The sequence below is a fragment of the Pseudomonas sp. 65/3-MNA-CIBAN-0223 genome (assembly GCF_040310425.1).
Lineage (GTDB): Bacteria > Pseudomonadota > Gammaproteobacteria > Pseudomonadales > Pseudomonadaceae > Aquipseudomonas > Aquipseudomonas gregormendelii.
Genome location: NZ_JBEOPV010000025.1, coordinates 41,745 through 61,084 on the forward strand (window position 1 = coordinate 41,745; position 19,340 = coordinate 61,084).

Consider the following 19,340-nt stretch of genomic DNA (forward strand, 5'->3'; position numbering starts at 1 on the left):
ATGATCGAAGCCTACAGCATTCAGGAAGGTAACCTGTGCCAGGCGCCCGACGATCAAGCCAGTGTCTGGCTGTGCGTCGCACCGGATGCCGGCGAGCAGTTGCTGCTCCGGGAACGATTGGGGATCGGCGCCCAGGCGCTGGAGTCATCCCTGGATCCGGACGAAGTAGCGCGCATCGAGATCAAGCCAGACCATCTGTTCCTGATCTGGAAGCGACCGGAGAGCTTCGATGGCCGAGCGTTCAATGTGTCGTCGTTCGGAGTGGTGTTGAGCGAGCAGAGGTTGGTGGTGATCTGCGCGAGCAACTCACTTCTAGCAGGTTTGGAGAGCGACTCAGCGCTGAGCGGCCCTCTGGATGTGCTGATGGCGCTGCTGGCTGAAAGCGTGCATCACTATTTGGGCCACTTGCGTGTTGTCAAGCAGATGGCCCGCGAGGTGCAGCAACAAGTCAGCCGCACAATGGATAACCAGCAACTGGTGCAGATGTACAACTTGAGCGAAAGCCTTGTGTACTACGTGAACGCCATTCAGAGCAATGGCGCAGTACTCGCCCTGCTTCGAAGCCATGGCCAGCGCCACGGGTTCGGCCCAAGTCAACTGGACTCGCTCAACGATCTGATTATCGAGAACGAGCAGAGCTACCAACAGGCAAAGATCCACGCCAAGGTGTTTGCGAATCTGATAGAGGCACGTGGCAATCTGGCGAACAATGGCATGAACCTGGCGCTGCGCAACCTGACCCTGATAAACGTGGTTTTCCTGCCACTCAACCTGATCGCAAGCATTGGCGGCATGTCGGAGTTCAGCATGATGACCGCCGCCATACCTTGGTGGGTGTCATTCCCCTGTTTGGTTGTTGGCATGGCTGCGATAGGCGGCGGCATGGCCGCGGCACTGCGGCGAGTGGCTTGATGATCCGCGCTTGAAGTTGGACCGAGCAGGACTGTGCAGCCCGCCGCGCGCAGCGCTACTGCTGCTCTTGTGATCTCTACTTTGAACGATGCCCGGCGGGCGGGCGGATCATTTTCACGGCAAACGAATGACCATGATTGTCAGTTGGTTTTTTTAGGCTTATCTTGTACAGAACCTATACAAGATAGACATCAATGTACAATAAGGAGCATTGGCCACTGACGCTGTACTTTGACGGTACATGCCCGCTGTGCGCGCGTGAAATCAAGATCCTGCGCCGACACGCCGCAGGGAGTCGACTGATGTTTGTAGACATCAGCAGTGATGCCTTCGACGCCAGGACACTCGGGTTTACGCTCGAGCAAATGCAGTCCTCGCTGCATGCCCGTTTTGCCGATGGCCGCTGGGTAACCGGACTGGATGCCACTCTATGGAGTTGGCGAGCCGCCGGCCTGGGGTTCTGGGCAACGCCACTGACATGGCGTGCAGTCCGGCCGCTGCTCGCCGCAGGCTATCGCCTCTTCTGCCGCTTACGCCCCCATTTGGCCTGGTTGCCTCATCCAGAGGGTCGCCGTCGATGTGTCGACAGCTCTTGCACAGTGCCGGAATCAAAACCCGTACCTGGCGAGCATCTCACCTGCAAAACTAAGCAGCCCTAGGATGCCTCGCTCAGGTACGGTCTGAGGAAGAACCTGAGCGACAGGTGACAGGGCGAAGCTCGTGTTCCTGAGTCAGATCTTACGCAGCCCAAACGCCCCTAAAGCCAAGGATGGCCGTCACATGAACCGCAGCATGGCTGCGAGGAATAGAAATGAACCCATCATTAGCCGACCACTACCGCGAAATTCTTGTCAGCGTAGGCGAGAACCCTGAGCGTGAAGGATTGCTGGACACGCCCAAACGCGCAGCCAAGGCGATGCAATACCTGTGCAACGGCTACACGATGAGCCTGGAAGAAGTGATCAACGGTGCACTGTTCGAATCGCTAAATGATGAAATGGTCATCGTGCGTGATATCGAACTGTATTCATTGTGTGAGCATCACATGCTGCCCTTCATCGGCAAGGCTCACGTCGCATACATCCCCACCGGAAGAGTACTGGGGCTGTCGAAGGTCGCACGGGTGGTTGATATGTTTGCCCGCCGCTTACAGATTCAGGAAAACCTCACAAAACAAATCGCCGACGCCATTCAGCACATCACCGATGCCGCCGGCGTGGCTGTGGTCATAGAGGCCAAGCACATGTGCATGATGATGCGAGGCGTGGAGAAGCAAAACTCGGTGATGACCTCATCAGTGATGCTGGGCGCCTTTCGCGAGTCGTCCGCTACGCGCCACGAGTTCCTGCAACTGATCGGGCGACCAGCTTGACACCAAAGGTCGCGCCTGTCCGCGCATACCTTTCTCGCTGGCGGCGCCTTGGTCAGTCATAGGAATGCTGTCGAATTGTGTCGAAAGCATTTTGAAACCCCAAGTTGTCCTAAAATGATGTGACATTCACTGGGGCTCAGAAAATGATCAATGCAGAACTGCTTCAACTGATGGTTGAAGCATCCAACGATGGCATCGTGGTAGCAGAGCAGGAAGGCGACGAGAACATACTGATCTACGCCAACCCCGCCTTCCAGCGCCTGACGGGCTACGGTGTTGACGACATCCTTTACCAGGACTGTCGCTTTCTGCAGGGTAATGACCGCGACCAAAGCGGCCTGGCAACAATCCGGGAGGCGATAAAGAACTTTCACCCCTGCCGGCAAATCATTCGCAACTATCGCAAGGATGGCAGCGCTTTCTGGAACGAACTGTCGATTACCCCTGTGTTTAACGACGCAGATCAACTGACGTACTTCATCGGTATCCAGAAGGACGTCAGCGTTGAGGTTGAGGCTCGCGAGCGAGTCCGTGAACTTGAAAGTGAAGTCGCACGATTAAAGGAACAATTGGCGCAATTGCGACGCTAAGCCTGACTGCGTCTACTGAGTTAATGCCCGCCGCTCCTTTCAAGACCAATGAGGTTTCAAGTCAATGAATTACCATTGGTGATGCACATGAGAGGCGATTTTCGATTCATACAGGTCACGAACCGCTTGCATCGACTCGTCAGAAATCGGCGATAAGTCACTCGAATCACTATTGGCTTTGGCTTGCTGTGGATTCTTGGCCCCCGGGATGACAGTCGTCACCCCGGACTCCATCAAAATCCAGCGCAATGCAAACTGCGCCATTGTCACGCCCTGCGGCACTAAGGGCCGAAGTCGCTCGACGGCTTCCAGCGCTACATCAAACGGTACGCCGGCGAAGGTTTCGCCTTTATCGAACGCCTCCCCATTTCGATTGAACAAGCGATGATCATCCGCAGCGAAAGTAGTAGCGTTCGTCATTTTCCCACTTAGCAAACCGGAAGCCAAAGGCACGCGAACGATAACCCCAACTCCACGTTTTTTAGCCTCTTGCATGAAAAGAGAAGCGGGCCGCTGACGGAAGATGTTGTAGATCATCTGAACCGAAACGACACCAGGGTATTCGATAGCCTTCAAAGCCTCTTCGACCTTTTCCACCGAAACGCCGTAGTGACGTATTTTCCCTGCGGTAATCATGTCCTCCATTACCTGAAAGACATCGGGTTGATAGTAAATTTCGGTAGGTGGGCAATGAAGTTGAACAAGGTCGAGACAATCTGTTTGCAGGTTTCGCAGGGAGCGGTCTACGAAATCGTTCAGATTCGCTCGCGTGTAGCCTTCAGCCACATGAGGATTTAACCTCCTCCCAGCTTTCGTCGCGATAAAGGGCCGATCCCCGCCTCGCTCTTTCATCACATCTGCAATGATGCGCTCCGATCTTCCGTCACCGTAGACGTCCGCGGTATCGATGAACGTCGTGCCTTGGTCCAATGCCCCGTGAAGTGCCGCTTTGGCATCGGACTCGGAAACCTCACCCCAGGCTCCACCGATGGCCCATGCACCAAATCCAATTTCGGAGACTTTTCTGCCCGTGCGTCCAATGACTCGGTGATGCATATCTGCTTCCTCTTCTCTTAGCCCTGCATGACGCCACTGGCGGATATTCCCAATCACGCGGTCGTGTGGCGATGCCATCGGGTCGTTGACGGGGTGCTGATAATCGCACAGGCTAAACTGAAATCAGTTCATCCAGTCAGTGAAGCCGAATCATCTATGACTCAGAAAAATCGCATCGATTTCGCAGACCTGAAAGTTTTCCTGTCCATCGTCCGATGGGGAAGTTTCAAATCAGCAGCTAAAGAATTGGGCCTGACTCCTTCGGCTTTGAGCCATGCCATACGGCGGCTCGAAGACCGCTTGGGCGCAAAGTTACTGAACAGGACAAGTCGTGCCGTATCGCCCACTTTTTTGGGGCTGGATTTAGCGGAGCGTCTGGAAGATGGCTTCAACAAGATCGGCGCCGCGCTTGAAACGTTTGAAGCGCCAGGCGTTGGCAATCTTGGTGAGATTCGTCTCAATGTATTTGCAGATGCTGCCGATCTGCTGATCGCACCAGCACTCCCTGAATTCGTCCGACGCTGTCCAGGCGTGCGTCTTACGGTAGTGGTCGATAACAGGCCCATTGATATTGTGGCCGAGGGATACGACGCGGGTATACGCTACGGTCATCATGTTCCGAAAGACATGGTCGCATTACCGTTGAGCGGGCCTCAGCGCTGGGTTTTGGTGGCCTCGCCAGGCTATGTCGAGCAACACGGAGCGCCGATGACCATAGAAGATCTGGAGCATCACACCTGTCTTCAACTACTTTTGGGAGATAACTCGAGCTTTCGCTGGGAGCTGCAGGTTGAGGGTGAGCGCAGGAAAATTCGTGTTCCAGGATTGGTGACCATCAATGATACAGCCACAACTATCTCTGCCGCTAAAGCGGGCGTGGGCATCGCCTATGTGCTTGAAGCACGAATAACACCGGAATTAAAGTCTGAAACACTGAGATTGATACTTCCACAGCACGCATCCGCGGAAGATCCATTCCATATATATTACGGTAGTCGTAGATACAATCACCCAGCACTACATACAATGATCAACATTATAAGAGAACAGCAATCCCTTCCAAACCTGTTGTAGGCAATTTTTCACATGCCTGCAGCGTGCTGAGTTCTTCTCAGATCGAATTCACAAAATCATTTTTAATCGAAGCTGGAACGCTAGCCAATCGGACTGATTTTTATCCGATCTATCAACCACCGCCCGGCTGGGCCGGGCAAGGTGCTGGTCGAGCTGGGCGACAGCATCGTTGCGCAGCCCCTCGAACAGGCCTTGAGCGCGGACATTGTGATTCTGGCCATCCCTTTCAGCGCTCATCGGGACATCGGTCGGAAGATGGCGTGCTGGAACGATAAAATCGTCATCGATGCGATGAATACTTATGGAGTGCCTCTCAAGGAACTCGGTGATCGAGCATCAACCGACGTTAGGGCTAGGCGGCCCGCTCATTCTTCAAAATATCGTCAAATATCAATAATCGGACAGCTGAATTCTGTGTGCGGTGGACAAGCAAGCGTTGATCTTGCACGTCAGCTGAGTTGGCAGGCAAAGACAGTTGCATGACGAAAGGGCATCAGCCCCCTGAGTAATCGAAGGTCGTGGTATTGCGCCTGGCCAAGAGTCGGAGGCGAATTGCCTTTCATTTGCTCTGGCAGAGCGACTCGGCTTGATAGCAGATACTCCGCCGGCACGGAAGCTTGCGTTATGTCACAGGCGCTGCCGAATCAGCGCTTACGCCGGTCAGCTCGTCGATCAGCAAAACCATAGGTGCCGTGTACTCTACATCCGGCCGAGTGACGATTTCATAGGGCTCGCTAGTCGATTGGATGGTCAGCGCCAGCTTGACCAACATACCGTGATCCAGTGCCATCTGAGCAACATCATTCGGCATGACGGCAACCAGGTTCGGATCTTTCAGTAACAGGGACAACGTAGTAAATGTCGAAGAGGTTTCGATAGCGTAGAGCGGAAAACTCAATCCCAACTGGCGAAACTCACGCTCTAACGTCAAGCGCATGGGCATATTGACCGGGAACACTACCCAGCGACTGTCCATCAGGTCGGCGAGCCTCAGCGCCGCTGCTCCTGCAAGTCGGTGCCGCGGATTGGCCACCACTACCAGTGGTTCCTGTGCGCGGAAGCGGGTTTGATAAGCGGTCGGCCGTGGGCTTACGCTGGTTCGACAGATTGCTACATCCAATCGCCCCTGGTCCAACAAGCTCAACAAGCGCGAACTGGTGTCTTCAACAATGGCAATAGACAGCTCCGGCTGTTTATCGCGCAGGCGCGCGAGGCTGTCCACCAATGCCGGCACGGCGCCCATGATGGTGCCCACCGCAAGGCGTCCGCCGTGCCCTTTGAGAATTCCGACCATTTCTTCACGAAGGTGCTCGAGGTCGGTGTGAATCAGGCGCGCATAACGAATCACACAGCGCCCCAGGTCGTTGGCCTCCAAACCCTTGCTCGTGCGCTCGAAGAGGCTTGAGCCGAAGATTGTCTCAATTTCCTGCAATGCCTTGGTTGCGCCCGGTTGGGACAACGCCATGATCTCGGAAGCCTTGCGAACCGAGCCATGCTCGTCGAGGGCGATCAACAGCCGCAGTTGCTTGAGCCGCAGGCGAGAGACGATGGATGAAAAGGACGGAAGCATGGGTATACCTGAAAGTTATCGCTTGGGTCGTAACTCTCATTAGGCAGCAAGAGCCTGGAAATTTAAAGTGGCTTTAACGATAACAACAAGCCGAGACCCAACCATGCGTTTAATCCAGTTTGAAGACACTGCAGGCCAGCGTCGTGTCGGCGTTGTAGAGGGCGACTCGATTCAGGTGGTCAACGGCACATGCAGTACACGCGCCCTTGCCCTGGCCGCCATTGCCAATGGCCGCAGCCTGCTGCAGGAAGTACAGGCCGTTGGCACCGCACTCGGTGCCGAGAGTTACATCGAGCTGCTGGAAGCCTGCCGAGTCCTGCCACCACTCGACCATGAAGACCCGGCCCACTGCCTGATCAGCGGCACTGGCCTAACCCACCTGGGGAGCGCTTCGACTCGGGACAAGATGCACCAGCAAAAACTCGACGATCAGGCCGCGCTAACCGACACCGCCCGGATGTTCCAGTGGGGAATCGACGGCGGTCGTCCCGCAGCGGGTACAGTGGGAGCTCAACCAGAATGGTTCTACAAGGGTGATGGTTCGATTGTGGTACGTCCGAACCAGGCTTTCCAGTCGCCGGGGTTCGCAGAAGATGCCGGCGAAGAACCCGAGCTGACCGGTCTGTACGTGATCGGCGAAGACGGCAAGCCGTACCGCGTGGGCTTCGCCTTGGGCAACGAGTTCTCTGACCATGTCATGGAACGTCGCAATTACCTGTATCTGGCACACTCCAAGCTGCGCAACTGCTCCTATGGGCCAGAGCTTCGCGTCGGTGAACTGCCCCGGCACCTGGCAGGTACCAGCCGCATCTGGCGCGACGGCCAAGTACTGTGGGAGAAAGAGTTCCTCAGTGGCGAAGACAATATGTGCCACAGCCTGGAGAATCTTGAGTACCACCATTTCAAGTACACCCAGTTCTTGCGCCCTGGCGATGTGCATGTGCACTTCTTCGGCACTGCCACCCTCTCTGTCGCAGACAATATCAAGACTCAACCGGGCGATCGTTTCGAAGTCAGCATGAGCGAGTTCGGAGCACCGCTGTGCAATACCATCGAAGTCGCCGCAGCAGCGTTCAACATTGGAGAAATACAATCGCTGTGACGGGTTAGGCCCTTAACAGGGCCATTAGAAATGGATGCATTTCATAATAAACATAAGAGTGAGATGAACATGACCACTGGCAATGTACAGGTCGTCACTGCTACTGCATCGGCTGCCGCCGCAAACGCCCGTCCAACCACTGTGCGTTGGAGGATTTTCCTGCTCCTGCTGTTGCTCTCGGCCATCAATTACATCGACCGGGCTTCGCTGTCAGTTGCACTGCCACTGATTTCTGCTGATTTCAACATGACGCCGGCACTGGAAGGTTTGATGCTGAGTGCGTTCTTCTGGTCGTACGCGCTGATGCAGATTCCTGGCGGCATGCTGCTCGACCGTTTTCAGACCCGCAACATCGTTGGCATTGCCACCGTTGGCTGGGGCCTCTTTCAGGCCTTGGCCGGCGGCGCGCACAACTGGATCACTTTGCTCATCACACGGATCGGGCTGGGTGTCGCAGAGTCGCCGATCATGCCGGCCGGCGCCAAGCTCAACGGTGCCTGGCTGACGCCCAATGAACGCGGTCGCGGAGCGACGCTTGTCGATGGCGGCGCCCCTCTGGGTACTGCACTTGGGGCAATTCTCATCGCGGGGTTGATCACCTGGTTTGACTCCTGGCGAATCGCTTTCGTCATCGCGGGCGTTGGCACCATGGTCGTAGGCATATGGGCATGGTGGTACATCAGAAACCATCCAAGCGAACATCCTAAAGTGAATGCTGCAGAGCTGGCTTACATCACTGATGCCAATGAAGCGGCCAGAAAAGCCACCGGTGGGCGTAAGGCAATCCTTAAGGAACTGCTCAAGAGCCGTTCGGTGTTGGCAATGTTCGCCGGCTACGCTTGCTACAACAGCGTGTTCTACGGCCTGCTGACCTGGATGCCAAGCTACCTGCACAAAGCCCATAACCTGGACATCAAGGCCATGGGTGGCGCGACATTTCTTATCTTCATGTGTGGGTTCATTGGCGAGCTGTTTGGTGGCTGGCTGTCCGATAAGTGGAAAGCTGCAGGCGGTCAACCCAACACAGTCATGCGCAGTATGTTCGCAGGCTCCGCAGCCATTGCCGCCATCTGTATTCTGGCCGTGGCTTACAGCGGTGATGCGGTCGTTGTCATCTCGCTGCTCTGTGTCGCCTTGTTCTTCATTCGCTGGTGCGGCATGTACTGGTGCCTGCCAGCCATCCTCGGTGGCCAGTCCAAAGCGGGTGTACTGGGGGGAAGCATGAACTTCTGCGGCAATATGGTTGGCGTAATCGTGCCAATCCTGATCGGCCTGATCGTGCAATACACCGGCTCATACTTCTTGGCGCTTATCTTCTTCGTAGTGATGGCGTCCGGACTGATGCTGTTCTCCAGCCTGATTGATTATCGCGAGCGTGGATTGGCTTGACCTGCCCAGTCCGATTCATTGCGCTACCTGAAAAACAGAGGGAACCGTCATGCAACTCATAACGACAACAGGCAGTGAAACCGCTGCTAATTCCGTGATTAGACTCAACGTGCTGGACGATGTGTTGATCGCGCGGCAACCGCTCATCAAAGGCCTGGAGCTTAAAGCCGAAGGTATCCAGGTGCTTGAGCCCGTGCCCTCTGGACACAAGGTCGCGGCGCGTCATATCGGCGTGGGCCAACCGGTACGACGCTACGGGCAGATTATCGGCTTCGCGAGCCAACCCATCGAGGCGGGGCAACACGTGCATGTCCACAACGTGGCGATGGGCGATTTCTCTCGGGACTATGCGTTTGGCATCGATGCCAAGGGCATTCCCGCGCCCACGGCGGAAACGTTCATGGGCATCGTGCGCTCCGATGGTCGTGTGGCTACGCGCAACTACATCGGCATTCTGACGTCGGTCAATTGCTCGGCCACTGTGGCGCGGGCGATTGCTGACTATTTTCGCCGCGACATTCACCCTGAGGCACTGATTGAGTACCCCAACGTTGACGGAGTAGTCGCACTCACCCACGGTGTGGGCTGCGCAGTCGACCCGGGCGGCGAGGCACTGGCCATGCTGCGCAGGACTCTGGGGGGTTATGCCGTGCACCCGAACTTTGCCTCGGTACTCTTGATCGGCCTGGGTTGCGAGACCAACCAGATTCCCGATCTGCTGGCGGCCCAGGGTCTGACAAGCAGCGATTCGCTGCGCACTTTCACCATCCAGGGCACGGGTGGCACTTCGAAAACCATTGCCAGTGGCATCGCGCAAGTCAAGTCACTGCTCGCAGAAGCCAACAGAGTCAAACGGGAACCCGTCAGCGCCAAGCACCTGATCATCGGCCTGCAATGTGGCGGCTCCGACGGTTACTCGGGCATCACAGCCAACCCTGCGTTGGGCAATGCAGTAGATCGCCTGGTGGCGGCCGGCGGCACCGCCATTCTGTCGGAGACGCCGGAGGTATACGGCGCCGAGCACTTGTTGACTCGCCGCGCCGTGAGCCAGAAAGTCGGTGAAAAACTCATCGCACGTATTCATTGGTGGGAAGCCTACTGCAAGCGCATGGATGCCGAGCTGAACAACAATCCTTCAGCGGGCAACAAAGCCGGAGGCTTGACCACCATTCTGGAAAAATCGCTGGGTGCCGTAGCCAAGGCAGGCTCCACCGATCTTGTCGATGTCTACGAATACGCTGAAACGGTCAGGGCACACGGCCTGGTGTTCATGGACACCCCCGGCTACGACCCGATCTCTGCAACTGGCCAAGTAGCTGGCGGGGCCAACCTGATTGCCTTCACCACGGGTCGCGGTTCGGCATATGGCTGTGCGCCCTCGCCGTCTATCAAACTCGCCACCAACAGCCGTCTTTGGGAAACTCAGGAAGAAGACATGGACGTCAACTGCGGCGGGATTGCCGACGGCACCATGACCATTGAGGAGCGCGGCGAATACATCTTTCGCATGATGCTGCGCATCGCCTCGGGTGACAAAAGCAAAAGCGAACAGCATGGCTACGGCCAGAACGAGTTCGTGCCGTGGCAGATCGGTGCGATCACTTAAGACCTTTCATTCACTTCGGCACTCCGGCTCCCGTCGTCCAGCACGATGCGGAGCCGCTTGATTTAGCGGGTGTCGAGCCTCGAATTTTCTTTAATCATCCAATCAGGAAGCCTGACATGACTCAGATTCTCGGTCAGAACTACATCGGTGGTCAGCGACTCGGCGCGGGTAGTGTGCATCTGCAAAGTTTCGATGCGACAACAGGCGAAGCGCTACCAGGCCATTTCATCCAGGCCACGCAAGACGAGGTCGACGCGGCAGCCAAAGCAGCCAGCGCCGCGTACACGGTTTACCGCAATTTGCCAGCATCCCGCCGCGCTGAATTTCTGGATGCTATCGCCGACGAACTGGATGCCTTGGGCGACGATTTCGTCAGCACCGTCTGCCGTGAGACGGCGTTGCCTGCCGGGCGTATCCAGGGCGAGCGTGGCCGCACCAGCGGGCAAATGCGCCTGTTCGCCAAGGTGCTGCGTCGCGGTGACTTTTACGGCGCGCGCATTGATCGCGCCCTGCCGGATCGCACGCCCCTGCCCCGCCCTGATTTGCGCCAGTTCCGGATTGCCGTGGGCCCGGTCGCGGTGTTCGGCGCGAGCAACTTCCCGTTGGCATTTTCCACTGCCGGGGGCGACACCGCCTCTGCTTTAGCCGCTGGCTGCCCGGTAGTGTTCAAGGCCCACAGCGGCCATATGGCTACCGCCGAATGGGTCGCGGACGCCATCGTGCGTGCAGCGGAGCGCACCGGTATGCCCGCCGGTGTGTTCAACATGATCTACGGCGGGGGCGTCGGTGAGTGGTTGGTAAAGCATCCGTCGATTCAAGCCGTGGGGTTCACCGGCTCTCTCAAAGGTGGCAACGCATTGTGCAAGATGGCTGCGGAACGTCCCCAGCCGATTCCGGTGTTCGCCGAGATGTCGAGCATCAACCCGGTGATCATTCTTCCCCAGGCACTCAAGGTGCGTGGCGAAACCATCGCCAACGAACTCGCCAGCTCGGTCACCTTGGGTTGCGGGCAGTTTTGCACCAATCCCGGACTGATCATCGGCGTGCAGTCGGCAGATTTCACGGCGTTTTTACAGCACTTCACCGCGCAAATGAAAGATCAACCGGCGCAGACCATGCTCAACGTCGGAGCCCTGGCCAGCTATGGCAAGGGTCTGCAACACCTGCTCGCTCACCCGGGCGTGGAACATCTGGCGGGCAGTCCGCAACAGGGTAAACAGGCTCAACCGCAATTGTTCAAAGCCGACGTCAGCTTGCTGCTCAACGGTGACGAACTGCTCCAGGAAGAGGTATTCGGGCCGGCCACCATCGTTATTGAAGTCGCCGACCAGGCGCAACTGGTCGCGGCGCTCAATGGTCTGCGCGGGCAGTTGACGGCAACCGTCCTTGGTGAGGCTGGCGAGCTGCTGGAATACAGCTGGATGACCGAGCTGTTGCAAGAGAAGGTCGGTCGGATCCTGTTGAATGGCTATCCAACCGGGGTAGAGGTTACCGAGACCATGGTGCATGGCGGGCCGTACCCGGCTACGTCGGACGCGCGAGGGACCTCGGTGGGCACATTGGCGATTGATCGCTTCCTGCGCCCGGTTTGCTTCCAGAACTACCCCGACGCCCTCTTGCCCGAAGCCCTGCAAGACGCCAATCCGCTGGGCATCCAGCGCCTGGTCGATGGAAAACATACGGCCGTCGCGCTTGACCATTAAGTAACGCGAGTAGCAAAAAACCGTCCACTTCGGGCGGTTGTTTTCCGTCTGTAATAGCGCGCTCAAGTCCGCCATAAGGCAGCGTCTTTGTGGACGCTGCCTTAATGTGCAAGGCCCACGAGCAGCCGGCTCATTAATGGACGCAGTCAGCCTGGCATGTTCCTTATTTCACGAAAGTGACCATCACTGGCGATGGCTGCGCAATAGCAAAAAGATCGTAAAGAAATCGTAGATCGCCTTGAGTTCCGCCATAGATATTTTATCCTCCGGAACACATTTCGACGGAAGAACATTATGAGCAGCTCAGACCTGGGAATTATGATCATTTCAATTATTGGATTGTTCGGATTGGCATCTTTTGTTTTTGAGCATTTGAGCCGTAACCGCGCAATCAAAAACAACTGTCAGAAACCCTCCATCGAAAAGCGACAAAATGAAGCCCGGCCAAAGAAAAATACCCACTACTAAAAAATTGCCCTGATTTAACCACCCTACTTTAATCTTTATAAGATCTTCATTCTTTCGCTCCGCATTCTTTTAACAACTCGCCGCTTACCCAATCGTTCGTAGAGATTTTTCGATCACTGCCCCTGACAACATCAACAATACAACGCAGGCCGGTCAGCAGACTTCAAAGGGAATCGAGCTGACGGGCAAGCTGCAAGTCACTTCCAGGCTGATGGCGGAAGCTAACTTCGCCTACGTCGATGCCCAGTACGACGAGTTTACCGAGAACGTGGGCGACCAGGCGGTATCGCGCGGTGCCTGGTTTTGGCGCTGTGGTTTGTGTCGGGGTAATGTTGCTCCATGTCGGCTAGCCAACCATGCTCCAGGCGTAAATGGCTCGAGGTTCTGGGTAGAGAACAGCCTGCCTTGATCATTACCGACTTTTTGATGCCGGTCATGGACGGCCTGGAATTCGCCACAGCCGTCCGGAGCCTTCCTTGCGCTGATCAGTTGCCGATCATCCTGATGAACGGTGCTCAGGCACATATTGGAATGCACAAGTCGGATTTGGTTGATGCGGTATTGGCGAAGCCATTCAACATCGACTTGATCATTGCCGAAGTCAGAAAACTCTTGGGGTCATCGTAGTCCGCAGCCGCTCTAGGCAATGAGAGTCGCCCAAGTCCACGGCGATCAGCGCTACCCCATGGCGCCGGGTTGGCTACTTGGCAGCCATCAAGCGATTGACTTCACTGCGCACCATGTTGGCAAATTCCGGGGGCGACATGGCGTCGAGCTCGGAACGGACCCACTCGGCCCATTTACCTTTGCGTTTGGCGCGCTCGCCAAACAACCGTGCGGCCTCGCCCTTGGCTTTGCCCAGGTTGCTTTGCCAGAGATCGAACAGACGGGATTTTTCATCTTCGAGCGCGGCGCGCTCGGAAAGGGGTTTGTCGGCCAGATTGAAGCTCATGGGGTTTACCTGCTGTGTAAATTGGCGACATCTTACACCCTGGTAGGAAATGTCCTGCGCTGGATTTTCTAAAGGACCACATTTTCGCGCTAAATCCCTGCAACTTTTCCTGCCGCTCTACACTCCATTGTTCACTGTCCATCCATCAGCAAGGAGTACTTCAATGGCCCGGAAAACTGCCGCGCAAATCGCCGAAGATCAAATCAAGGATCAAGCGTTCAGCGAGTTGCAAGCGTTGATCGAAGAGTCGGACAAACTGCTCAAGAGCAGCGCATCACTGGTCGGTGAGGAGGCAGAAACCCTTCGCGGACAGGTCGCCCAAAAACTCCAGCAAGCCATGGACTCGGTCAGCAGCGTGCGCGATCGGACCAAGCCTGCCGTAGAAGCCACCGAGACCTACATCGGGGGCCATCCGTGGCAGACCGTGGCGATCTCCGCAGGTTTCGGCCTGGTGGTGGGACTGCTGCTCGGTCGCCGCTAATTCAAGCGCAACCTCCGAAGCGGCTGGCGTTGCCAGCTGCTTCGGCGTTTCAGCCTAAGGCAGTTCTAGTCCCCCGCAAGCGCCCGCAGATTGTCCAATGTCTGCGCATCCAGCTCGATACCTCCAGCCGCTGACTTGGTCCGTTGTTGATGACGGCGGTCCCCCGGCAAGCGTTTAAGCCCTGCACCATGCATCTGCCGCACCAGTTCCTGGCTGCGCTCGGCAAAACTCTGCCCGGCGGCCTTGCTCGGGTCGATCACAATCAGCAACTGTCCGGTCCACGGGGTCTTGGCTCCGGGGTGGTTGGACCAGTCGAACTCGAAAGAAAAATTACCACCTGTCAACGCTGCCGCCAGCAACTCCACCATCATCGACAGTGCTGAGCCCTTGTGCCCGCCAAACGGCAGCAAAGCGCCGCCCTCAAGGATGGCCTTTGGGTCCTGGGTCGGCTGGCCAAGGCTGTCGACGCCCATGCCCGCTGGCAGACGCTCGCCCTTGCGCGCGGCGATCTGCACGTCACCATGGGCAATCGCGCTGGTGGCCAGATCAAAGACGATGGGATCGCCGTCGGCGCGTGGCGCGGCGAAGGCAATCGGATTAGTGCCAAACAGCGGCCGGTCGGCACCGTGCGGCACCACGCAGGTCATGCTGTTGACCACGCTCAAAGCCACCAGCCCTTCGTAGGCAAAGGGTTCAACATCGGGCCACAACGCGGCGAAGTGATGGGAGTTGCGGATTGCCAGCACTGCGATGCCTGCACTGCGAGCCTTCTCCACCAGCAAAGCGCGCGCTGCCGCCAGTGCAGGCTGGGCAAACCCGTTGCCGGCATCGACCCGGACGAAGCCTGAGGCCACGTCTTCTACCAGCGGGATGGCCTGGCCGCTGACCCAGCCACTTTGCAGGGTCGATACATACCCGGGAATCCGGAACACGCCATGGCTGTGCGCTCCGTCCCGTTCGGCGCCCGCGCAGTTGAGGGCCAGGGTGCGGGCGACTTCAGCGCTGGTGCCATGGCGCAGGAAGATCTTTTCCAGTAACTGGGTCAATTCATCAAAAGACAGATTTTGCGAAGCCGTAGGCGTGGCAAGTTCGTGTGGCGCGGACATCTGAAGCTCCAGATTAATTATTGGAGGGGGCAACAGCGTGTAATGACAAACAAACCGATTAAACAAAGCGAGCTGCACGGCCTGTCAATCTTTCGACCGGGCGGCGTTCAACCGGATTAATGTAACCGACCCGGCGGGGAATTTGGCGATAACTATTTACCAGGCGGCCCTTTGAACGGCAGGTTTAAATGAAAAACATTGCTGTTTGATGGGTAATTGCCATGACGGTGTTCTCGCCGACTTCCTGCAAAGGTTAGAATGCACGAAATCAGGATGAGTCAATGACCGACACCCCCCTTCCGCAAGCCGAATATGACGCCATTACCGATGCCGCGGCGCACTGGTGCATGCGTCTGCATGCCATCGACTGCACCGCGCAAGAGCGCCTGGCGTTTGAGCAGTGGCTGGATGCTCATCCGCTGCACGCGTTTGAGTACGAAGCGATGCTGGAGATATGGGAAGTCGCTGGCGACCTGCCGCGTCCGGCCACCGAAGGTGCGGCTGCCCTCCCCTTCAAGCCTGCCTCCCCTTGGCGAACCTTCGGTATTGCAGCAGCGGTCTGTGCGGTGGCGCTACCGTTGGCCGCCTACAGTGGCTGGAACCTCGGTTGGCTGCCCAATGCCTACGAGCACATTGAAGCGGGCGATACGGTGCGCCATGTGACCCTCAGTGATGGCAGCGAAGTCGAGCTGAACCTGGGCAGTAACCTGACTTTCACCAACTACAAGGATCAGCGCCGCGTTACCTTGAACAAGGGTGAGGCCTTTTTCAAAGTCAGCCACGACACGAGCCACCCGTTCATCGTGAAGGCAGCTGACGGGCGGATTCGGGTCACCGGGACTCAATTCAATGTCTGGATGTATGAGGATCAGGTACGGGTCAACCTGGTCGAGGGTTCGGTGCTGGTCAGCAGTAACGATGACCTTCCAGGTGATGGCCTGCGCCTGGGTCCTGCCATGCAGGCCAGCTATGGTCGCGGAGACTACACTGCGCGCATCAGCCAGACCTACGACAACGACAACTCGCTGGCCTGGCGCAGCGGCAAGCTGGTGCTCGATGACCTGACGCTGAGCAACGCCCTGCCCTTGATAAACCGCTATCTAAGCAAACCCCTGGCGGTCGCCGACCACAACACCGGTGCGCTGCGGATCGGCGGAATCTACAACATCAAGGAGCTCAATTCTTTGGTGGCCTCGCTGCCCAAGGTGCTGCCGGTGTACGTGACCCGCAACAAGGACGGTAACCCGGTGCTCAACGCCATGCCGCAACAGGCCCCAAAAATCTGATACTTGCCCCCTGCCGGAGCGACCAGGCTCGCGATTAGGCTGTCGGGTTCGGCATCATTGCTGCCTGTGAGTCCGCTATCGCGAGCAGGCTCGCTCCCACGTAGTGTTTCCCAAAGGCTCATGTGCAAAGACTCGCTCTCACAGGGTCGCGCCTACCGGCCATCCCCCTCACTGATCCGCTCGACCCGATACTGCGGATCTGCCTCGATCTGCTGTTGGGTAAACGGCAAGACGCTGAGCTTCTTCCGGGAAAACGCCTCGCTCTGATCCCGCGAATGCTTTGACTGGGGATCGCTGGACAGCGAAAACGCCAGCAGTCCCTGGGCGTGTGGCCCCTTTTCATCGAAGGTCACCACCTGCAGGTAACTGGTGCCGCTGACCACCTCGAGCCGGCCGTCACTCCTGGGCACGCTCTGTATCGCGTTGTACACACCCAAGGTGCCTGGCCCGCCATGGATCGGCGTCTGCTGCCCGCCACTGCTGGCCACCTGAATGTCGCCCCAGCGACTGTGCTCGTTCAAGCCCATTTTGGCCGTCTGCTCCAACGACGCCAACATCGCTCCACGAATCGTTTCGGCAACCTGCGGCTCATCCACCCGCAGCCCCCGCGGCGTGTGCTGCGGGTCTTGTGGATCGAAACCCACACGCCATGCATCAGGCGACTCCTGCAGCGCCTGCATCAGGTTCTGGAAGTGCACAAATCCGATACCACTGTCCAGATTCGCCCTGCGGTCCCAGACTTTGAGGCTACTGCATACCGCGGCGAGTTGCTGCTCATCAGCCCCTTGGCCTGAAGCGCATAGCTGCAGCATATCCGGCATCACCAGGCCGGCGAGGTAGACCTCATCATCCAGCACCATGCGTTGCAGGTCGGCGGCGCCAATACGCCCCTGTGCCAAGGCCTGCAGGCGCTCCAGCGCGAAGCGCGAACGCAGCCCCAGCGGCTGCTCCTGCTGGCTGATCAACGGGGAGAATCCAGTCAGCGGTTGCGCCGGGTTGACCATCCACGCCGAGTCGTTGGCGTGCTGCACGAAGTCCTTGCGCAGCAGTTGCGGTAAGTCGGCAGCGGCATAAATACCGGGTTGCACAGCCTGGGGATCGATGTCCCACGCGCATTCGCTGCGAGAACCATCGAGCACGATCATCTGCAGGCCGGCGCGCGGGTCGCTGCACGCCGCCAGTTTCGCGGCATTCACGTTGGGCACGACCGAAAGGTTCATGTAGAGCGTCTGGCCCTGATCATCGGCGGCCAGGGTGTTGACCCAGGGGATACCCTGGATCTTGTGCACTGACGCTTGCAACTGGCCAAGGCTGGTTGCGCGGTTCATCGAGTACCACTGCTGTAACACCCGATCGTTTTCCAGATTGGCATCGCGCAGGCTGTAGGCGAACTGCGAATCCCAGTCCAGCTTGCCGGGCCATTGCACCACGGGGCCGAATCGCGAGCTGTAGACTTCGCGTGTCATCGGCTGCACCTGACCGTCCGCAGTTTTTGCCTTTACCGTCACGGTCTGCCGGGTCATCGGCAGCGAGTTGCCATCCAGCAAATAGCGGGTCGGGTCCTTGGGATCGAGCTGCAGGCGGTACAAGGTAAAGTGTTTGGACGAATCCACCGTGTGGGTCCAGGCCAGGTGCTGGTTGAAACCGATGTTGATCATCGGCAGCCCAGGCAACGCGGCGCCCATCACGTCCAGCTGGCCGGGAATGGTCAGGTGCATCTGGTAGAAGCGCATGCCGCCGACCCAGGGAAAGTGCGGGTTGGCCAGCAACATCCCGCGCCCGTTGAAGGAACGCTCGCTACCCACGGCCACGGCGTTACTGCCGCGATCCAGGGCAAAACGCTGCAGGCGCGTGGACGCCACCTGGAATGAAGCCGGCGGGCCGACCTGTGCAGCGCCTGCCTGGGGCGGCGAGGCACCCGCCAGTGCTTCGGCAAACTGACCAACCCCTCCCTCGACTAGCAAGCGCCGGGTCAGCTTGACCAGATCCTGCGTGGTGATGTCGCGCACCCATTCGCCCTGGCACTGCGGGGGCAGGCCCTTGGCCCGGGTTTCTTTCAGGGAGCGGTTGAAGCCTGCCACATAACCTTCCACCAGCTCGCGCACGGGGAGCGTTTGCGCCTGCCAGAATGCGGCAACCGCCTGGGGCGTGTTGAGCCAGGTGAAAAACACGTCGCTGACCTGGTTCTCCCGCTCTTCCACGGTCAACTGGGTCGGGCCGAAGTAGCGCGAGCGCTCGCCATTGACCGTGACAATCTCGTTCGCCAGCAAGCACAGATTATCTTGCGCATAGGCATAACCGATGCCGTAGCCCAGGCCGCGCTCGTTGTCGGCGCGAATGTGCGGTACGCCAAAACTGGTGCGCCGGATATCTGCGGTGGCCTCGTTCGGCTGCGCGCTTGCCGCAACGTTCACCGCTGCCAATACACCCGCAAGGCTCAATCGGGTCAACTGCCGGGAAATAATCACGCTCGCTCCTGATCGAAAATGCCAGTCATTGACTGTACGTACGCGACTGGCCTTCCCCCAAGAACGAAAATCCCGGGCAAAAATTTAGCGCCTGCAACCCCGTCTTCAAGGCCGCTCACACCTTGCCGACATGGCGTCGACAAAATTTCTACATTTGAGCCTTCATGATTTGGCCATCTCATCCGTCTTATTAAATGAGAGCACC

The 19,340-nt window shown here is 57.6% G+C and carries 18 protein-coding genes and 2 pseudogenes; 14 read left to right on the forward strand and 6 right to left on the reverse strand.

All coding sequences use genetic code 11. The features are described from left to right. From AAEZ09_RS24120 to AAEZ09_RS24135, 4 genes are all read left to right on the forward strand, one after another. Positions 1 to 912, forward strand: coding sequence for a magnesium transporter CorA family protein (locus AAEZ09_RS24120; protein WP_205893679.1), 912 nt, complete (start codon positions 1 to 3; stop codon positions 910 to 912). A gap of 194 nt (positions 913 to 1,106) precedes the next feature. After that, the gene (locus AAEZ09_RS24125; RefSeq protein ID WP_350601077.1) at positions 1,107 to 1,571 is read left to right on the forward strand and encodes a thiol-disulfide oxidoreductase DCC family protein; all 465 of its coding nucleotides are present in this window, start codon (positions 1,107 to 1,109) and stop codon (positions 1,569 to 1,571) included. Between the two features lie 152 nt (positions 1,572 to 1,723). After that, the gene (gene folE / locus AAEZ09_RS24130) at positions 1,724 to 2,284 is read left to right on the forward strand and encodes a GTP cyclohydrolase I FolE (protein WP_045058346.1); all 561 of its coding nucleotides are present in this window, start codon (positions 1,724 to 1,726) and stop codon (positions 2,282 to 2,284) included. Between the two features lie 143 nt (positions 2,285 to 2,427). Further along, positions 2,428 to 2,874 carry a PAS sensor domain-containing protein gene (locus tag AAEZ09_RS24135; RefSeq protein ID WP_045058345.1) on the forward strand — a complete coding sequence of 149 codons (447 nt, stop codon included), beginning with the start codon at positions 2,428 to 2,430 and terminating at the stop codon, positions 2,872 to 2,874. 69 nt (positions 2,875 to 2,943) lie between these two features. On the opposite strand, the gene AAEZ09_RS24140 is transcribed toward AAEZ09_RS24135, so the two are convergent. Beyond that, positions 2,944 to 3,930: an aldo/keto reductase gene (locus tag AAEZ09_RS24140; RefSeq protein ID WP_350601079.1), complete on the reverse strand. Its 987-nt coding sequence runs from the start codon at positions 3,928 to 3,930 to the stop codon at positions 2,944 to 2,946. 156 nt (positions 3,931 to 4,086) lie between these two features. Here AAEZ09_RS24140 and AAEZ09_RS24145 point away from each other — a divergent pair, with 156 nt between their 5' ends. Beyond that, positions 4,087 to 5,004 (forward strand): LysR family transcriptional regulator, encoded by a 918-nt coding sequence (locus AAEZ09_RS24145; RefSeq protein ID WP_350601080.1) that lies wholly within the window; start codon positions 4,087 to 4,089, stop codon positions 5,002 to 5,004. Positions 5,005 to 5,052: 48 nt separating this feature from the next. Here AAEZ09_RS24145 and AAEZ09_RS24150 read toward each other — a convergent pair whose 3' ends face one another. Beyond that, complete coding sequence (locus AAEZ09_RS24150) at positions 5,053 to 5,241, reverse strand: hypothetical protein (RefSeq protein WP_350601105.1); 189 nt, start codon at positions 5,239 to 5,241, stop codon at positions 5,053 to 5,055. Between AAEZ09_RS24150 and AAEZ09_RS24155 the strand changes: the two genes are divergently transcribed. Further along, entirely contained in the window at positions 5,212 to 5,487 is a 276-nt protein-coding gene (locus AAEZ09_RS24155) for a hypothetical protein (RefSeq protein WP_350601103.1), read from the forward strand. The genes AAEZ09_RS24150 and AAEZ09_RS24155 overlap by 30 nt on opposite strands. A 139-nt stretch (positions 5,488 to 5,626) precedes the next feature. Here the strand turns inward: AAEZ09_RS24155 and AAEZ09_RS24160 are convergent, their stop codons facing one another. After that, the gene (locus AAEZ09_RS24160; RefSeq protein WP_350601082.1) at positions 5,627 to 6,574 is read right to left on the reverse strand and encodes a LysR family transcriptional regulator; all 948 of its coding nucleotides are present in this window, start codon (positions 6,572 to 6,574) and stop codon (positions 5,627 to 5,629) included. A 103-nt stretch (positions 6,575 to 6,677) separates the two neighbouring features. On the opposite strand from AAEZ09_RS24160, the gene araD1 reads away from it, so the two are divergent. From araD1 to AAEZ09_RS24190, 6 genes and pseudogenes are all read left to right on the forward strand, one after another. Next, positions 6,678 to 7,676, forward strand: a complete 999-nt coding sequence (gene araD1, locus AAEZ09_RS24165; protein WP_350601084.1) for an AraD1 family protein — start codon at positions 6,678 to 6,680, stop codon at positions 7,674 to 7,676. A gap of 69 nt (positions 7,677 to 7,745) precedes the next feature. Continuing rightward, complete coding sequence (locus AAEZ09_RS24170; protein WP_350601085.1) at positions 7,746 to 9,065, forward strand: MFS transporter; 1,320 nt, start codon at positions 7,746 to 7,748, stop codon at positions 9,063 to 9,065. A 49-nt stretch (positions 9,066 to 9,114) separates the two neighbouring features. After that, entirely contained in the window at positions 9,115 to 10,671 is a 1,557-nt protein-coding gene (locus AAEZ09_RS24175; RefSeq protein WP_350601087.1) for a UxaA family hydrolase, read from the forward strand. 116 nt (positions 10,672 to 10,787) lie between these two features. Continuing rightward, positions 10,788 to 12,374: an aldehyde dehydrogenase (NADP(+)) gene (locus tag AAEZ09_RS24180; protein WP_350601088.1), complete on the forward strand. Its 1,587-nt coding sequence runs from the start codon at positions 10,788 to 10,790 to the stop codon at positions 12,372 to 12,374. A gap of 544 nt (positions 12,375 to 12,918) precedes the next feature. Beyond that, positions 12,919 to 13,134, forward strand: a pseudogene (locus tag AAEZ09_RS24185) (TonB-dependent siderophore receptor); the annotation flags it as partial. Positions 13,135 to 13,208: 74 nt separating this feature from the next. Beyond that, positions 13,209 to 13,469, forward strand: a pseudogene (locus tag AAEZ09_RS24190) (response regulator); the annotation flags it as partial. Positions 13,470 to 13,542: 73 nt separating this feature from the next. Here AAEZ09_RS24190 and AAEZ09_RS24195 read toward each other — a convergent pair. Further along, positions 13,543 to 13,794, reverse strand: coding sequence for a hypothetical protein (locus AAEZ09_RS24195; protein ID WP_045058343.1), 252 nt, complete (start codon positions 13,792 to 13,794; stop codon positions 13,543 to 13,545). 163 nt (positions 13,795 to 13,957) lie between these two features. Between AAEZ09_RS24195 and AAEZ09_RS24200 the strand changes: the two genes are divergently transcribed. After that, the gene (locus tag AAEZ09_RS24200) at positions 13,958 to 14,275 is read left to right on the forward strand and encodes an ElaB/YgaM/YqjD family protein (protein WP_045058342.1); all 318 of its coding nucleotides are present in this window, start codon (positions 13,958 to 13,960) and stop codon (positions 14,273 to 14,275) included. 65 nt (positions 14,276 to 14,340) lie between these two features. On the opposite strand, the gene AAEZ09_RS24205 is transcribed toward AAEZ09_RS24200, so the two are convergent. Continuing rightward, complete coding sequence (locus tag AAEZ09_RS24205) at positions 14,341 to 15,381, reverse strand: Ldh family oxidoreductase (protein WP_350601090.1); 1,041 nt, start codon at positions 15,379 to 15,381, stop codon at positions 14,341 to 14,343. Positions 15,382 to 15,662: 281 nt separating this feature from the next. Between AAEZ09_RS24205 and AAEZ09_RS24210 the strand changes: the two genes are divergently transcribed. Next, a complete protein-coding gene (locus AAEZ09_RS24210) occupies positions 15,663 to 16,667 on the forward strand; it encodes a FecR family protein (RefSeq protein ID WP_350601091.1) in 1,005 nt (334 codons plus the stop codon). Between the two features lie 152 nt (positions 16,668 to 16,819). On the opposite strand, the gene pvdQ is transcribed toward AAEZ09_RS24210, so the two are convergent. After that, positions 16,820 to 19,135: a bifunctional acylase PvdQ gene (gene pvdQ, locus AAEZ09_RS24215; RefSeq protein WP_350601092.1), complete on the reverse strand. Its 2,316-nt coding sequence runs from the start codon at positions 19,133 to 19,135 to the stop codon at positions 16,820 to 16,822. Between the last annotated feature and the right edge of the window lie 205 nt (positions 19,136 to 19,340).

Coding starts and splice junctions, on each gene's coding strand:
- AAEZ09_RS24120 (WP_205893679.1), top strand. CDS start 1: ATGATCGAAGCCTACAGCATTCAGGAAGGTAACCTGTGCCAGGCGCCC.
- AAEZ09_RS24125 (WP_350601077.1), top strand. CDS start 1,107: ATGTACAATAAGGAGCATTGGCCACTGACGCTGTACTTTGACGGTACA.
- folE (WP_045058346.1), top strand. CDS start 1,724: ATGAACCCATCATTAGCCGACCACTACCGCGAAATTCTTGTCAGCGTA.
- AAEZ09_RS24135 (WP_045058345.1), top strand. CDS start 2,428: ATGATCAATGCAGAACTGCTTCAACTGATGGTTGAAGCATCCAACGAT.
- AAEZ09_RS24140 (WP_350601079.1), bottom strand. CDS start 3,930: ATGCATCACCGAGTCATTGGACGCACGGGCAGAAAAGTCTCCGAAATT.
- AAEZ09_RS24145 (WP_350601080.1), top strand. CDS start 4,087: ATGACTCAGAAAAATCGCATCGATTTCGCAGACCTGAAAGTTTTCCTG.
- AAEZ09_RS24150 (WP_350601105.1), bottom strand. CDS start 5,241: ATGAGCGCTGAAAGGGATGGCCAGAATCACAATGTCCGCGCTCAAGGC.
- AAEZ09_RS24160 (WP_350601082.1), bottom strand. CDS start 6,574: ATGCTTCCGTCCTTTTCATCCATCGTCTCTCGCCTGCGGCTCAAGCAA.
- araD1 (WP_350601084.1), top strand. CDS start 6,678: ATGCGTTTAATCCAGTTTGAAGACACTGCAGGCCAGCGTCGTGTCGGC.
- AAEZ09_RS24170 (WP_350601085.1), top strand. CDS start 7,746: ATGACCACTGGCAATGTACAGGTCGTCACTGCTACTGCATCGGCTGCC.
- AAEZ09_RS24175 (WP_350601087.1), top strand. CDS start 9,115: ATGCAACTCATAACGACAACAGGCAGTGAAACCGCTGCTAATTCCGTG.
- AAEZ09_RS24180 (WP_350601088.1), top strand. CDS start 10,788: ATGACTCAGATTCTCGGTCAGAACTACATCGGTGGTCAGCGACTCGGC.
- AAEZ09_RS24195 (WP_045058343.1), bottom strand. CDS start 13,794: ATGAGCTTCAATCTGGCCGACAAACCCCTTTCCGAGCGCGCCGCGCTC.
- AAEZ09_RS24200 (WP_045058342.1), top strand. CDS start 13,958: ATGGCCCGGAAAACTGCCGCGCAAATCGCCGAAGATCAAATCAAGGAT.
- AAEZ09_RS24205 (WP_350601090.1), bottom strand. CDS start 15,381: ATGTCCGCGCCACACGAACTTGCCACGCCTACGGCTTCGCAAAATCTG.
- AAEZ09_RS24210 (WP_350601091.1), top strand. CDS start 15,663: ATGACCGACACCCCCCTTCCGCAAGCCGAATATGACGCCATTACCGAT.